The organism is Dactylosporangium darangshiense (assembly GCF_039537565.1).
Lineage (GTDB): Bacteria > Actinomycetota > Actinomycetes > Mycobacteriales > Micromonosporaceae > Dactylosporangium > Dactylosporangium darangshiense.
Window position 1 is genome coordinate 321102 of the sequence record NZ_BAABAT010000001.1, and the last position, 15201, is coordinate 336302.

The following is a 15201-nucleotide window of genomic DNA, read 5'->3' on the forward strand; positions in this document are numbered from 1 at the left end:
CCTACGATAAGCCAGTCATTCCATCGGCGGGGGGCGATATGGCAATGCGGACGCGCATAGTCCTGGCGCAGGCAGCGATAGCACTCATGGCCGCTGCCTGGCTGGCCGGCCCGCCCTGGCCGATCATCGCAGCGCCCGTTGCGTCAGCCTTGGCGCTCCTCGCGGTCGGCCGGATCCGCGGCCGCCCGCTGTCGCGCTGGCTCGGCGAGGGCGCTCGCTACTTCGGCCGCCGTCGCGCCATACCTGCGGGCACCGCACCGGCGGTGCTGCTGGCTCTCGTCCGCCCCGGCGCCACGACGTCCTCGGTCGACGTGGACGGCGCCGACGTCGGCGTCCTGGAGGACACCGACGGCCTGGCCGCGATCGTGCGTGTGGGCGACGTCTCGGCCCTTCTCGGCACCACCCTGCCTCCGCTGCCACCGCTGAGCGCCCTGCTACCGACCCCGGCCCGCGACGTGCCCGAGGTGCGCGTCCAACTGCTCGTCAGCGCCGTCAACGCCCCGCCGCCGTCGACAACCCCGTCAGCGACGTCGTATCGGCAGCTCACCGAGGGCCGCGTGCTGGCACACCAGCGCGTGCTGATCGCCGTGCGGGCGCGCCGGGCCGGCGGCTACCGCCGCGAGGACCTGGAGCAGTCGCTGATCGTCGCGGTCCGCCGCGTCACGCGCCTCCTGACGAAGTCCGGCCTGCCAGCGCTACCCCTGTCGGCCGCCTCGGCCGTGACCGCCTTGACGGAGGCCGCCCAGCACGACGGCACTCAACCGTTGCGCGAGACGTGGACCGGCCTACGTCTGGGCGGCCTCCACCAGTCGGTGTTCCGCGTGCGCCGCTGGCCGGCGTCGCCCCACGACCCGCTGATGACCCGCCTGCTGTCGCTGCCGAGCTCGGTGACGACTGTCTCGCTCACCGCCCAGTCCACGGACGCAACCGCGCCCATGGAGGGCGACGCCCACTCAGAGGCCACCGCATACTGGCAGGCCACCGCACTCTCGGAGGCCACCGCACACTCGCCAGCCACCGCACACTCGCCGGCCACTGCGCTCTCGCAGGCCACCGCGCTGCCGGAGGCCATCGCCCACTCGCAGGCCACCGCGCACTCGCAGGCCACCGCGCTTTCGGAGGCCACTGCGTCCGGTTTCGCGCCTACAGGCGCCGCCATGTTCCCCCACGCCCCGCCCCCGTCCCGACCGATCCCACGCCAACACGCCGGCCGGCCCGACAGGGTCCATCCGCAGGCGGGCGAGGACGAGGACTGGTTCGACGCCTACCTCAGGGGCGACGTGGACGGGGACCCCGGCGAGAACGGCTACGAGCGGGCCTCCACCGGGCACGTAGAGCACACGGGAGCCGGGCCGTACGAGCGGCTCGACCCCCACCCGCTCGATCCGCGGCCGGGCGATGTGGGGCCGGCCGCGAGGCGGTCGGGTGGTGCACGGTCGAGCGATGCACAGCCGGGCGATTCGGGGCCGGACGGCGCACGGCTGGGCAATGTGCGGCCGGGCGGCGCACGGCCGGGCGATATGCAGTCGGGCGATATGCGGTCGATCGATGTGCGGCCGTTCGGCCCCCGCGCGGGTGGTGCGCCAGTGCAGGCCGAGCTTGTGGTGCGGCTGGCGGCTCCCTCGATCGTGGCGCTCGCTCAGGCGACGGCGGCACTGCGCCGGCTCGTCGAGAGCGTCGACGCGAAGGTCACCCGGCTCGACGGCGCACAGCTCGACGGGCTGGCCGCCACGCTGCCGTTGGGTGGCGGCGCACCGGGCGACGACGCCGTGCTCGCCGGCCTGGTCGCCGGGCGCGACGGGATGACGCTCGGCGGCGGCCGGCCGATGACCGCGACGCCCGCGCGCTTGGCCGCCGTGGAGCCGGTCGTCGGCGGTGCGGGTGTGGTGCTGGGCCTCAACCGCGACGGGGAGCCGGTCGCGGTCCGCCTCTTCCGCGCCGAGCCGACCAGGGTCGCCCTGATCGGCGGGCCACGCTGCGTCCAGCTGGTGATCCTGCGCGCCCTGGCCACGGGCGCCCGGGTGGTGGTCCAGTCGGCCCGCCCGCGCGCGTGGGAGCCGTTCCAGCGCGCTCTGGGCGGGACGGAGCCGATGGCGATCGTCTCGCCGGGACCGATGGCCGACCCGCCGCCGGCCAGCGCCAGCCGGCCCCAGCTGCTGGTCGTCGACGTCGGCCCGGTGTCGGGCCGGTCGGTACCGGTGCCGGAGAGCGCCTGGCGCACGGTTCTGTTCCTGCGCGACGACCTCGCCGCGTCCGACATCGACCTGCTGACCCGCTCCGACCTGGCCCTGCTCCAGCCGCTGTCGGCGCACGAGGCCGCCCTGGCGGGCGACGCGCTCGGGCTGGGCGACTCGCGCGAGTGGCTGACCCGCATCGGCCCGGAGATGCTCGGCGTCGTCGTCAACCGGCAGACCGTGCGCTGGGCGCAGCTCGCGACGACGCCGCTGGAGCTGCAGCTGACGGGAGGTCCCGCCCGCAACTGATGACGAAGCTGTACGCCTCGCTCGCCCAGGCCCTTCCCTACCTTCTGCCCGAATCCGGTGCGTATTTCTGAAATGTCGGCCATCGCCGGACCGTGCTTGGGCGTTTGGGCGCATTGGTGCGGTTGCGTGACCGGTTGCGAGCCCTGCGTGATGCGACGGGCGTGAGGGGTGAGGGCGGGGTCCTACGGGTGGACGATCGGGCGACTGCGGGGTGGGCGATCGGCGGAAGAAGGGGTGATAGCGGGCTGTTCCGGGCTGGCGGGGACGTGGCACGATCACCCGCATGGGAATCCTCATCCGGCTCGCCGTGAGTGCGTTCACGGTCTGGCTGGCCACGTTGGTGATCCCCGGCATCACCGTTGATGGCGATACCGGCCATCAGGTGCTCGCGGTCGTTGCGGTGGCGGCGATCTTCGGCATCGTCAACGCGGTGCTGCGGCCGATCATCAAGACGATCGGGTGCTGGGCGTACATCTTGACGCTCGGGCTCGTCTCGCTCGTCGTCAACGGGGCGCTGCTGCTGCTCACCAGCAAGATTGCCGAGGCGCTCGATCTGTCGTTCCGGGTGGAGCACTTCTGGCCCTCGGCGATCCTCGGGGCGCTGTTCATCGGTGTCGTCAGCTGGCTTCTCAACTTCTTCGTCCCGGACCGGGGGGACAAGAACCGCAAGCAGGAGTACGACCGGCGCCAGCCGCCGCCGCCTCGGCAGCAGTACGGGGGCGGGTACCAGCAGCAGCAGCAGAACTACCGCGACTACCGGTGACGAACGCCATTGCGTGAGGGGTGGGCGAACGCCTGCCCCTTACCGCCGTGAGGCATACGGTGTACGGCGTGGATCCGCTGCGCCGTGGTTATCTCTCCGCGTTCTCCGCCAACGTGCTGTGGGGCGTGTTCCCGCTGTACTTTCATGCGCTTCGGCCCGCCGGCGCGGTCGAGGTGCTCGCGCACCGGATTGTGTGGTCGCTCGTGAGCGTTGCGCTGCTGCTCGCGGTGCTGCGGCGGTGGAAGCGGTTCGGCGAACTGCTGCGTAACGGGCGGCTGGTCGCGGGGATCTCGATCGCCGCGGTGTTCATCGCCGTGAACTGGGGCGTCTACATCTTCGCCGTGAACACCGACCGGGTGGTCGAGGCGTCCCTGGGGTACTTCATCAGCCCCCTCTTCGTCATCCTGCTCGGCGTCCTCGTGTTGCGGGAGCGGCTGCGGGCCGCGCAGTGGGTCGCGCTCGGGATCGGGGCGGTCGCCGTCGTCGTACTGAGCATCGACTACGGGCGGCTGCCGTGGATCGCGCTGACGCTCGCCGGGTCGTTCGGGTGCTACTCGCTGATCAAGAAGCGGCTCGGGCTGCCGGCGGCCGAAGGGCTGCTGCTCGAGTCGGGGGTGCTCACGTTGCCGGCGCTCGCGTACCTCGGGTGGCTGACCGCGAGCGGGGACTCGACCTTCGGGACGGTTTCGGGGGTGCACACGCTCATGCTCGCCGGCAGCGGGGTGCTCACCGCCGTGCCGCTGCTGCTGTTCGCCGAGGCCGCCAACCGGGTGCCGCTGTCGGGGCTCGGGATCATGCAGTACCTGACGCCGACGCTGCAGCTGATCATCGGGGTGGCGTTGTTCAGCGAGCCGCTGCCGCCGGTGCGGCTGGCCGGCTTCGCGATCGTGTGGTGTGCGCTGGCGATCTTCACGTGGGACGCGTTCCGGGCGGCGCGGCAGAACCGGCAGAGCGCGGCTGCGCAGCGGCCCGCGCGGCGGGACCCGGCCGCCGTCGAACCGGTGTAGACCGACCCGAGACACGACCAGCGGCCCGGGCAGACCGGCAGCCGTGCGGCCGCCCCAGCGACGCGGGCCTCCAAGTGCAAGTGACACGGGCGGCCGTCCAAGCAACGCGGGCCTATAAGCAACGCGGCCCCCCAAGCGACGCCGGCCGACCGAGCGAAGCGGGCCGACCAAGCGAGCCGTCCAAGCGACGCGGAAGCGACACAGCAAGGCGGCCACCGCCCGAGAGCGGTGGCCGCCTGGTCGCCGTGTGTGTGAGTAGAGGCGACCGATATGCGGGGTTATGTCGCAAGCGTCAGCAGCGTTGTGCCGTCGCCCTTGCGGATCTCGATGTGGTCGATGTTCGAGCGCGGGATGTCGCTGTGCGCCGTCAGCTGCAACTCGTCGCCGGAGCGGGCCGTCCAGGTGTCGATCTCCTCGGGCTCGCCCGACTTGGGGATGACGACCAGCTTGTAGGTCCACTTCGCGTACTCGTCGCCCTTGCCCTCCTTGTACGCGCAGCGCATCTTCACGACCGTGCCGTCCGAGGCCGACGTCAAGGCGAGCGACGCCTGCACCGGGACCGTCGCGGCGACCTCGCGCATGGCCTCGAAGTCGGGCTGGCCGATGCCGATGGAACGCACGCCGATGACCGCGATCACGCCCAGGAACGCCGCCACGAGCGCCGTGCCGGCCGTGCGCCAGGCGCGACGGCGGCGTTCGACGCGGCGGGCGTTGCGGGCCCGGTCGAGCACGCGCGGCAGCAACGGGTCGACCGGCGAACCGTTGACGTGCTCCGAGCCGGCCGCCCCCGCGATGGTCGGGCCGGCCCAGCGGCCGGCAGCACTCCGATCCCCCGCGGCCGGGTCACGGCCGCTCAGGCCGGCGAGGTCGCGAGCGTCCCGGCCGACGCGGTCGGGAGCGTCCCGGCCGACGCGGTCGGGAGCGTCCCGGCCGTTCAGGGCGGCAAGGTCGCGGCCGAACGGGGCACCGGCGACCGGGTCGTCGGAGACCAGGTCGTCGAGGTCCGTGGGTACCGCGGTCGGGCCGGCCCAGCGGGGCCGTGATGCTTCGGGCGGGTCGGACGCCAGGGCAATCTGCGCGGCGATCTCCGGGTCCAGTCTGCCGAGCAGGCCCGGCAGGTCGGAGAACTCCGCCACCTCCGCACGGCACTCCGCACAATCGGCGAGATGCCGCTCGTATGCCTCGCGCTCGGGCGGCGACAACGCCCCAAGCACGTAGACAGCCGAGTCATGGAGGTGTTCACACCTCATTGCGTCACCCCCAACTCCTCTAGGACGACTTTCAGCGAACGCAGTGCGTAATAGGTCCGCGACTTGACCGTGCCGGCCGGCACGCCCAAGCGCTCCGCCGCCTCGGCGACCGAGCGGCCCTGGTAGAAGCACTCCACCAGAACCTCGCGGTGCGGTCGGGAGAGGCGGGTCAGCGCCTCGGCGATGACCCAGGACTCCACCGCGCGCTCGGTCTCGTCGACCACCGCCGGTGTCTCCGGCATCTGGTCGGTGAAGACCTCGCCCACCCGCGCGGAGCGTCGCCGCCACGCGTCGATGGCGAGGTTCCGGGCGGTGGTGAAGAGCCAGGCACGGACCGAGCCACGGGCCGGGTCGAGCGCCTCCGGGTGTTGCCAGGCCCGGAGCAGGGTCTCCTGCACCAGGTCCTCGGCCCTTTGGCGGTCGCCGCCGGTCAGTCGCAGGGTGTGTGCGAACAGCGCGTCTCCGTGCTCCGCATGGAGCGCCTTCAGCAGGTCAGCATCGTCTCTACTCACGCCTCGCTATGTTTCCGATCCCTTCCACCAGCTTCTACGCACTAATACGCAGAGAGGTTCAGCCGGAGGGCACATGTCGCTGATGCGACACGTCCCACACCGATGTTCCTACTCCGCGAGCACGCTCGCCAACTGCCGGAGGGAGCCGCCACAGTCGAGCTCGAAAGGCAGTGAAGGGTAGGGGACCTACTCCGCGAGCACGGCCAAGTGGCGGCGGGGTTCGGTGCAATCATGACAAAAGGGCGGTGACGGGGCAGGGGTCGTTACTCCGCGAGCACGGTCGCCAGGTGGTGTGCGGTGGCGAGCAGACGCGTCCGGACGACCTTGGCCGAGGACATGAGCTCGGCCGGCGGCAGCGCGCAGGCCAGCACGACGCGCCGGTCCGGGTCGCGGTCGTTCACGACCATCACGGCGGCGCACGCCAGGCCCTGGCGGAACTGGCCGATCTCGATCTGCATGCCGCGGCGCTCGCCGGCGGCCAGGTCGGAGTCGAGGGCCTCCGGCGACGTGAGGGTCGCCGAGGTGTAGGCGCGCATCCCGTACTCCTTGAGGAACCGCCACCGCTGGTCCGGGCTCATCGTGGCCAGCAGCGCCTTGCCCAGCGCCGTGGCGTGCGCGGCCTCGTCGTAGCCGGGCACCAGGTCGTCCAGCGGCGGCGTGCGCGGCCCCTCGGCCATCGCGGTTATCGCCACCCGGCCGCCGACGAAGCGGCCCAGGTAGTGGCTGTACCCGGTCTCGGCCGCGGCCCGCCGCAGCCGCTCGATGACGGCGCTCGGTCCGCGGAAGGCAAGCACCAGCTCCCGATAGCGATCGGCGATCTCGAGGCCGACCACGTAGGTGCCGTTCTCCCGGCGGATCACGTAACCCTCGTAGGCGAGCGTCCGCACAAGGTGGTACGTAGTAGCGACGGTGAAGTCGCATCGCCGGGCGATCTGCTTTACGGTCAGGCCTCGCGGCGACTGACCGACCGCCTCCAACACTCGTAGGGCCCTCGACACACTCCGGATGAGATCCGAGGGTTCGGCTTGTGGATCCCGCACCGCCGCCCTCCCCAGCCGCAGCAGTAACTGGAGTCACACCATATGAAATCGGAGAGGGTCGAGGGAACAATCTGATCATTTGTGGCGCGAGGTGGGGGGATTCGGGACGTCAGCACATAGCGATGAATGCACCATAGTGGACACCCTGATCGTGAAGTAGTGGGTGCGACACGCCCAGTGAGCTGAGTAATGGCTACATGTAGACCGGTGAGTCTGTGTAAGTAATGACGCCGCTAGTGAGTAGTTGTCGCCAAACTGTGCAAAGCCCGCTCCGGGCCGTCATCGTGTGGTCGCGACTTGTCGTCGGCCCGGGTACCCGGCCACCTGGCGTTGAGCAACGTGCACTCCGCGCGCAAAAATTGGCACATGGGGTACCAAATGATGAAAAAACGGACCGACGCCGTCAGCAATGCACATTGACCGGCGTCGGTTCCGGGGCTAAAGCGGTCAGTTCGTCCGATCGGCGATGAAGTCGCACAGCGCGTCGAGCGCCAGGCGGGCCGGCACCTCGGGCAGGGCGGACAGCGAGGACCGGGCGGCGTCGGCGTAGCCGCGGACCGTCTCGCGGGCCTGCTTGAGGGCCGCCGACTCGCGCAGCAGGCCGAGGGCCTCGGCGTGCAGGGCGTCGTCGGTGACCGGGCCGGCGGAGAGGATCTCGCGCAGGCGCACGGCCGCGGCGTCGTCGTCGGAGGAGGCCAGCGCGTAGAGGACCGGCAGCGTGGGCACGCCCTCGCGCAGGTCGGTGCCGGGCGTCTTGCCGGACTGGAGCTCGTCACTGGCGATGTCGATGAGGTCGTCGGAGAGCTGGAAGGCGATGCCGAAGGTCTCGGCGAACGTCGCCAGCGCCTCGACCTGCTCCGGGGTGCAGCCGCCGAACATCGCGCCGAAGCGCGCGCTGGTGGAGATCAGCGAGCCGGTCTTGTGCTGCAGCACGCGCAGGTAGTGCTGGATCGCGTCCTCGCCGTCGAGCGGGCCGGCGGTCTCGTCGATCTGGCCGTGCACGAGCCGGGAGAAGGTGCTCGCCTGGATCTTGACCGCGTCCACGCCGAGCTCCGCGGCCAGGTCGGCGGCCCGGGAGAAGAGGTAGTCGCCGACCAGGATGGCCAGCGCGTTGCCCCACCGGGAGTTGGCGCTGGGCGCGCCGCGGCGGACCGGGGCCTCGTCCATGACGTCGTCGTGATACAGCGTGGCCAGGTGGGTCAGCTCCACCACGGCGCCGGCGATGACCACCTCACGGCCGGTCGGGTCGCCGAACTGGGCGGCCAGGCCCACCAGCATCGGGCGGATGCGCTTGCCGCCCGCGTCGACCAAGTGCCGGGCCGCCTCGGTGACCAGCGGGTTGGCACTGTGCACGGAGTCGATCAGCACCGCCTCGACGTCCCGGAGGATCGCGGACACGCTGCTCTCCAGCTCCGGGTCGGCAAGGGTCAGCCCGACCGAGGCACTCGACTGCACGGTTCCCGTACTCACCACAGCTCCAACGATGCCATACGAACTTCCGGTTGCTGATACAGGGACGTCCCCGCGTGGAGATCCACGGGGGGACGTCACTGTCTGCACTGCCAAAACGCTAGTGGTAACGCTAGCCGAGGAAACTTCCGGCCTTCTGTGTCAGGTCGAGCAGCGCGCCCGGCGCGACGCCCAGAACCAGCGTCGCGACCGTGCCGATGACCAGCGCGGCCGCCGTCATGGCGCCCGGGATGGACACGGCCGGCGTGGTCTCGCCCGGCTCGGACAGCCACATCATGACGACGACCCGCAGGTAAGGGAAGGCGAGGATGGCGGAACTCACCACGCCGGCGATCACCAGCCAGGTCTGGTCGCCGTCGATCGCGGCCGCGAACACGCCCACCTTGGCGGTGAAGCCGCTGGTCAGCGGGATGCCGGCGAAGGCAAGCAGGATGAAGGTGAACAGGGAGGCGTACAGCGGTGAGCGCCGCCCCAGTCCGGCCCAGCGCGACAGATGGGTGGCCTCGCCGTCGGCGTCGCGCACCAGCGTGACCACGCCGAAGGCGGCGAGCACGGTGAAGCCGTACGCCACCAGGTAGAACATCGAGCTCGACAGGCCCTTCTCGTTCAGCGAGATCACGCCGATGAGCAGGTAGCCCGCGTTCGCGATCGACGAGTAGGCCAGCAGGCGCTTGATGTCGGTCTGGGTGACCGCCAGGATCGCGCCGATGATCATGGTGAGCACGGCGATGGTGCCGAGCACCGGCTGGATCGTCGTCTTGGTGCCCTCGAAGCCCACGTAGGCCAGGCGCAGCAGCCCGCCGAACGCGGCGACCTTGGTGCACGCCGCCATGAGCGCGGTGACCGGCGTGGGCGCACCCTGGTACACGTCGGGCGTCCACACGTGGAACGGCACCGCCGCCGCCTTGAACAGCAGGCCGATCGCCAGCATCGCCAGGCCGACGTAGAGCAGGATCTCGTCCTTGCCGCCGGCGTGGATCGCGGCGGAGATCGAGTGGAAGTCGACCTGGCCGGCGTAGCCGTAGACCAGCGCGATGCCGAAGAGGAAGAACGCCGAGGCGAACGAGCCGAGCAGGAAGTACTTCATCGCGGCCTCCTGCGACAGCAGCCGCCGGCGGCGAGCCAGGGCGCACAGCAAGTACAGCGGCAGCGAGAAGACCTCGAGCGCGACGAACATCGTCAGCAGGTCGTTGGCGGTGATGAACAGCAGCATGCCGGCCAGGGCGAACATCGCCAGCGGGAAGACCTCGGTCGCGCCGCCGATGCGGGCCGCCTGCTCGCGGTCCCGGTCGGTGTTGGCGGTGACCGCGGCCTGCGCCACGAACGCGCCGCCCGGCTCGAGTTGCCGCTCGCCGATGAGCAGCACCGACACGATGCCGAGCACGATGATCGCGCCGGACAGGAACAGGCCCGGCTTGTCGATCGCCACGGCGGTCGAGGCGGTGATCACCGGGTTGTCACCCTGGCGGATCACCATGATCAGCGCGGCGACGAGGCCGGCGAGCGCCAGCGTGAGCTGGACGCTGTGCCGCACTCGCTTGGGCACGAAGCCCTCGACGAGCACCCCGACGCAGGCGATGCCGAAGAGGATCAGCATCGGGGCGAGCGCCGCATAGTCCAGATGCGGCAGTTGGAGTCTGTCGTTCACTTGCCGGCCTCCACGGTACCCACGGTGGGCTTCGGGTCGGTCTTGCCGACGTCCTGCATGGTCGCCTTCACCGCCGGGTTGATCACGTCGGTCAACGGCTTGGGGTAGAAGCCGAGCAGCAGGATCAGTGCGATGAGCGGGGCGACCACCACGGCCTCCCGCACCGACAGGTCGCGGCCCATGGCCTTGATCTCGGCCAGCTTCGGGTTCGGGGTGCCCTGCGTGGTGCGCTGGATCATCCAGAGCACGTATCCGGCGGCGAGGATGATGCCGGCGGTGGCGACGATCGCGACCGTCTTGTTCACCGTGAACGTGCCGATGAGGACCAGGAACTCGGAGACGAAGGGCGAGGTGCCCGGCAGCGCCAGCGAGGCGAGGCCGGCGATGAAGAACACGCCGGCGAGCACCGGCATGAGCTTGCCCGCGCCGCCGAAGTCGGTCACCAGGGCGCTGCCCCGGCGGGCCACCAGCATGCCGACGACCAGGAACAGCAGGCCGGTCGCGAGGCCGTGGTTGACCATGTAGAGGACCGCGCCGGTGCCGGCCTGCGTGGTGAAGGCGAACACGCCGATGCCGATGAAGCCGAAGTGCGCGATCGAGGTGTACGACACCAGCCGCTTGAGGTCGTTCTGCCCGATGGCCACCAGCGCGCCGTAGATGATCCCGACGAGCGCGAGCGTGAGCCCGAGCCAGGCGAAGTCCTTGGAGGCGTTCGGGAAGAGCGGGAGGCAGTACCGCAGGATGCCGAAGGTGCCGACCTTGTCCAGGACGCCGACGAGCAGCGCCGCGGCACCGGCCGGAGCCGCGCCACCGGCGTCGGGCAGCCAGGTGTGGAACGGGAAGAACGGCGCCTTGATCGCGAACGCGACGAAGAACCCGAGGAACAGCCACCGCTCGGTGTTGACCGAGAAGTCGGCGTTGACCAGGGTCTGCCAGTCGAACGTCTGGCCGCCGAGCACCCACAGCCCGATCAGCGCGGCGAGCATGAACAGGCCGCCGAGCAGCGAGTAGAGGAAGAACTTCACCGCCGCGTACTGCTTGTGCTGCCCGCCGTAGGAGCCGATCAGGAAGTACATCGGCACGAGCATGACCTCGAAGAACACGTAGAACAGGAACACGTCCTGCGCGGCGAAGACGCCGATCATCGTGCACTCGAGCGCGAGCAGCAGCGCGAAGTATGCCGAGACGGACCGCTTGCTGTGCTCCGCGTCGTGCCAGGAGGCCAGGATGACCAGCGGCACGAGCAGGGCGATCAGCGCGATCATGACGAGGGCGATGCCGTCGACGGCGAAGGTGAACTTGGCGCCCCACTGCGGGATCCAGGTCCAGGAGTCGCGCAGCTGGAAGCGGGCGCCGTCGGGCTTGAACTGGGTCCACAGGCCCACGCCGAGCGCGAGGACCAGGACCGACCAGCCCAGCGCGACGCGCTTGGCCAGCTCGGGCTTGTCCTTCGGCAGCAGCGCGACCCCCGCCGCGCCGACGAGCGGCGCGGCCGTGAGGACGGTCAGGTAGGGGAAGTGACTCATCCGAACCTCACCGCGAGCGTGGCGGCCACCACGAGCACCGCACCTCCGAGGATTGACAGGGCGTAGGAGCGCACGAACCCGGTCTGGGCCCGTCGCATGCGGCTCGATCCGCCGCCGACGCCCGCCGCGAGGCCGTTGACCAGCCCGTCGATGCCGCGGTTGTCGAGGTAGACCAGGGCGCGGGTCAGGTAGCGGCCCGGGGCCTCGAACACGATCTCGTTGAACGAGTCGGTGTAGAGGTTGTTGCGGGCGGCCGTGACCACCGGCCCGGCGGGCTCCTCCACCAGGGCGGTGCCCTTGTTGAACAGGGCGATCGCGAGGCCCGCGCCGGCGAACGTCAGCACGATCGACAGCGTCGTGATCAGCCAGTGCGCGATGACCGGCTCGTGCTCGACGTGCTCGGCGCCGTACACCGGGGTCAGCCAGTCCGGAATCGACGTCGACAGCAGCCAGCCGGCGAAGACCGAGCCGACCGCCAGCAGGATGAGCGGGATCGTCATCACCGCGGGCGACTCGTGCGGGTGCTTGATGTCCTCGGTCCAGCGCTGCGGGCCGTGGAAGGTCAGCCAGAACAGCCGCGTCATGTAGAACGCGGTCAGGCCGGCGCCCAGCAGGGCCGCGCCGCCGAAGAGCCACGCGGTCCAGCCCTCGCGCTCGAAGGCCGCGGCGATGATCGGCTCCTTGGAGAAGAAGCCGGAGAAGCCGGGGAAGCCGATGATCGCGAGCCAGCCCAGGCCGAACGTGACCCAGGTGATCGGCATGTACTTGCGCAGGTTGCCGAAGCGGCGGATGTCGGTCTGGTCGTTCATGCCGTGCATGACCGAGCCGGCGCCGAGGAACATGCCGGCCTTGAAGAAGCCGTGCGCGAGCAGGTGGATCAGGGCGAGCGCGTAGGCCGCGCCGCCGAGCCCGACGCCCAGGAACATGTACCCGATCTGGCTCACCGTCGACCAGGCCAGGACCCGCTTGATGTCGTCCTTGGCGCAGCCGATGATGCAGCCGATCAGCAGCGTCAGCGCACCGACGGCGACCACCACGGTCTGCGCGTTCGGCGAGGCGTCGAAGATCGGGTGCGAGCGGGCGATGAGGTACACGCCCGCGGTCACCATCGTGGCCGCGTGGATGAGGGCGGAGACCGGGGTCGGGCCCTCCATCGCGTCGGGGAGCCAGGCCTGCAGCGGGAACTGGCCGGACTTGCCGGCCGCGCCGAGCAGCAGCAGGAGGGCGATGGCGAGCACCACGCCGCTGCTGAGGCCCTTGACGTTGTTGAAGACGTCGGCGTAGTTCACGGTGCCGAGGTAGGCGAACATCAGGAAGATCGCGATCGCGAAGCCCGCGTCACCGACGCGGTTCATCAGGAACGCCTTCTTCCCGGCGGTCGCTGCGCTCGGGCGCAGGTACCAGAAGGAGATCAGCAGGTAGGAGGCGAGACCGACGCCCTCCCAGCCGAAGTACAGCATCACGTAGTTGTTGCCGAGGACCAGCAACAGCATCGCCGCGATGAAGAGGTTGAAGTACCCGAAGAAGCGCCGCCGGCCCGGGTCGTGCTCCATGTAGCCCACCGCGTAGAGGTGGATCAGCGAGCCGACACCGGTGATGAGCAGGACGAAGATCGCCGACAGCGGGTCGAAGAGCAGGCCCAGGTCGACGTGGAAGCTCCCGACGCCGATGTAGTCCCAGAGCTTGATCTCGACGCCGTCGCGGTTCTCCATGCCTCGCAGCGCGAAGAAGTACGTCAGGCCGAGCACGAACGACGCGGCGACGCTGAGCACGCCGAGCCAGTGACCCCAGCGGTCGGCCCGCTTGCCGAGCAGCAGCAGCACTGCCGCGCTGGCCAGCGGGATGGTCGGGAGCAGCCAGAACGTTCCCAGCCAGCCCGACGCCGCCGAGTAGGCGATTGTATCCACCACCCGCTCCTTTAGTACTTCAGCAGGTTCGCGTCGTCGACGCTGGCCGAGCGCCGAGTCCGGAAGATCGACATGATGATCGCCAGGCCGACGACGACCTCGGCCGCCGCCACGACCATGACGAAGAACGCCATGATCTGCCCGTCGAGCGTGCCGTTGATCCGGCTGAACGTGACCAGCGCGAGGTTGGCCGAGTTCAGCATCAACTCGATGCACATGAACAGCACGATCGCGTTCCGGCGGATGAGCACGCCCATCGCGCCGATCGTGAACAGGATCGCCGCGAGGACGATGTAGTACGTCGGAGTCACTTCTCGGTCCCCTTCGGTGCGACGTCCGCGGACGTCAACTCCCGGGTCGGCAGGATCTTGGAGATGCTGCGGTCGGAGGGCGTCCCGTCGGGCAGGCGAGCCGGCGTCGCCACCGAGTCGGAGCCGGCGAAGACGCCCGGGCCCGGCTTCGGGGCCGGGTAGTTGCCCGGGCGGAAGCGCGCCAGCATGCGCTCCGGCTGGCTGATCTTGTCTTCCTTGCGCTTCTCGGCGTGCGCCAGGATCATCGCGCCGACGGCGGCGGTGATCAGCAGCGCCGAGGTGACCTCGAAGACCCAGACGTACTTGGTGAACAGCAGCCGGGACAGGCCGATCACGTTGCCGGCCGCGTTGGCCTCGGCCAGGCCCTTCGGCTCGACGCCGCCCAGCGCCCGGTACAGCCCGATGCCCAGCAGCAGCGCCAGGCCCAGGCCGAGCACGCTGGCCGCCATCCGCTGCCCGCGCAGGGTCTCGATCAGCGAGTCGGACGAGTCGCGACCGACGAGCATCAGCACGAACAGGAACAGCATCATGATCGCGCCGGTGTACACGATGATCTGCACCATGCCGATGAACGGCCCGGCCTGCAGGACGTAGAAGACACCGAGGGCGAGCATGGTGATGATCAGCGACAGGGCGGAGTGCACCGCGTTTCGGGCCCAGACCATGCCGATGGCGCCGAGCACGGCGAGCGGGCCGAGGATCCAGAAGGTGACGGCCTCGCCGCCCTTCACCTCGCCGGCCGCGGCCAGCGTCTGCAGCGCCAGGGTGCTGGTCACGACTTGACCCCCTTGTACCGCTCGGCACCGGCCGAGGTGCCCGGGTTCTCCAGCGCGCCGACGTAGTAGTCCTTCTCGGTGTCGCCCAGGCGCATGTCATGCGGCGGGCGCTCCATCCCCGGCAGCAGCGGCGCGAGCAGCTGCTCCTTCGTGAAGATCAGGTCGCGGCGGTTGTCGCGGGCCAGCTCGTACTCGTTGCTCATGGTCAGCGAGCGGGTCGGGCAGGCCTCGATGCACAGCCCGCAGAAGATGCAGCGGGCGTAGTTGATCTGGTACGTCTGGGCGTAGCGCTCACCGGGCGAGAAGCGCTCGTCGTCGGTGTTGTCAGCGCCCTCGACGTAGATCGCGTCCGCCGGGCAGGCCCACGCGCACAGCTCGCAGCCGATGCACTTCTCGAGCCCGTCCGGCCAGCGGTTGAGAATGTGCCGGCCGTGGTACCGCGGAGCGGGCGGCTTGCGCTGCTCCGGGTACTCCTCGGTGACCACCTTCTTGAACATGTGCGAGAAGG

The 15201-nt window shown here is 70.1% G+C and carries 11 protein-coding genes and 3 pseudogenes; 3 read left to right on the forward strand and 11 right to left on the reverse strand.

Going from position 1 to position 15201, the window contains the following annotated elements; genetic code table 11:
* Positions 1 to 86: 86 nt before the first annotated feature.
* The 3 genes and pseudogenes from ABD901_RS01370 to rarD all read left to right on the forward strand — a co-directional run bounded on the left by ABD901_RS01370 (position 87) and on the right by rarD (position 4253).
* A complete protein-coding gene (locus tag ABD901_RS01370) occupies positions 87 to 2483 on the forward strand; it encodes a type VII secretion protein EccE (protein ID WP_345120294.1) in 2397 nt (798 codons plus the stop codon).
* Between the two features lie 283 nt (positions 2484 to 2766).
* Positions 2767 to 3114: pseudogene (locus ABD901_RS01375) on the forward strand (phage holin family protein); the annotation flags it as partial.
* Positions 3115 to 3314: 200 nt separating this feature from the next.
* A complete protein-coding gene (rarD, locus tag ABD901_RS01380; RefSeq protein ID WP_345120296.1) occupies positions 3315 to 4253 on the forward strand; it encodes an EamA family transporter RarD in 939 nt (312 codons plus the stop codon).
* Positions 4254 to 4531: 278 nt separating this feature from the next.
* On the opposite strand, the gene ABD901_RS58945 is transcribed toward rarD, so the two are convergent.
* From ABD901_RS58945 to nuoI, 11 genes and pseudogenes are all read right to left on the reverse strand, one after another.
* Positions 4532 to 5389, reverse strand: a complete 858-nt coding sequence (locus ABD901_RS58945; protein ID WP_380140225.1) for a hypothetical protein — start codon at positions 5387 to 5389, stop codon at positions 4532 to 4534.
* Between the two features lie 15 nt (positions 5390 to 5404).
* A pseudogene (locus tag ABD901_RS58950) lies at positions 5405 to 5503 on the reverse strand (zf-HC2 domain-containing protein); the annotation flags it as partial.
* Complete coding sequence (locus ABD901_RS01390; RefSeq protein ID WP_425556646.1) at positions 5500 to 6015, reverse strand: sigma-70 family RNA polymerase sigma factor; 516 nt, start codon at positions 6013 to 6015, stop codon at positions 5500 to 5502. The gene ABD901_RS01390 and the pseudogene ABD901_RS58950, both read right to left, overlap by 4 nt.
* A 263-nt stretch (positions 6016 to 6278) precedes the next feature.
* Positions 6279 to 7055 (reverse strand): IclR family transcriptional regulator, encoded by a 777-nt coding sequence (locus tag ABD901_RS01395; protein ID WP_345120298.1) that lies wholly within the window; start codon positions 7053 to 7055, stop codon positions 6279 to 6281.
* 447 nt (positions 7056 to 7502) lie between these two features.
* A complete protein-coding gene (locus tag ABD901_RS01400; RefSeq protein ID WP_380137352.1) occupies positions 7503 to 8525 on the reverse strand; it encodes a polyprenyl synthetase family protein in 1023 nt (340 codons plus the stop codon).
* A 112-nt stretch (positions 8526 to 8637) separates the two neighbouring features.
* Positions 8638 to 10173: an NADH-quinone oxidoreductase subunit NuoN gene (nuoN, locus tag ABD901_RS01405; protein WP_345120300.1), complete on the reverse strand. Its 1536-nt coding sequence runs from the start codon at positions 10171 to 10173 to the stop codon at positions 8638 to 8640.
* Positions 10170 to 11699: an NADH-quinone oxidoreductase subunit M gene (locus ABD901_RS01410; protein WP_345120302.1), complete on the reverse strand. Its 1530-nt coding sequence runs from the start codon at positions 11697 to 11699 to the stop codon at positions 10170 to 10172. Before ABD901_RS01410 ends, nuoN begins: the two co-directional genes overlap by 4 nt.
* On the reverse strand, positions 11696 to 13609 hold the full coding sequence (gene nuoL / locus ABD901_RS01415) for an NADH-quinone oxidoreductase subunit L (RefSeq protein WP_345120304.1): 1914 nt from the start codon (positions 13607 to 13609) through the stop codon (positions 11696 to 11698). Before nuoL ends, ABD901_RS01410 begins: the two co-directional genes overlap by 4 nt.
* A gap of 8 nt (positions 13610 to 13617) precedes the next feature.
* A complete protein-coding gene (nuoK, locus tag ABD901_RS01420; protein WP_345120306.1) occupies positions 13618 to 13917 on the reverse strand; it encodes an NADH-quinone oxidoreductase subunit NuoK in 300 nt (99 codons plus the stop codon).
* Entirely contained in the window at positions 13914 to 14681 is a 768-nt protein-coding gene (locus ABD901_RS01425; protein ID WP_345121097.1) for an NADH-quinone oxidoreductase subunit J, read from the reverse strand. The genes nuoK and ABD901_RS01425 overlap by 4 nt, the downstream gene beginning before the upstream one ends.
* A pseudogene (gene nuoI / locus ABD901_RS01430) lies at positions 14638 to 15190 on the reverse strand (NADH-quinone oxidoreductase subunit NuoI); the annotation flags it as partial. The gene ABD901_RS01425 and the pseudogene nuoI, both read right to left, overlap by 44 nt.
* Positions 15191 to 15201 lie beyond the last annotated feature (11 nt).

Coding starts and splice junctions, on each gene's coding strand:
- ABD901_RS01370 (WP_345120294.1), top strand. CDS start 87: ATGGCCGCTGCCTGGCTGGCCGGCCCGCCCTGGCCGATCATCGCAGCG.
- ABD901_RS01410 (WP_345120302.1), bottom strand. CDS start 11,699: ATGAGTCACTTCCCCTACCTGACCGTCCTCACGGCCGCGCCGCTCGTC.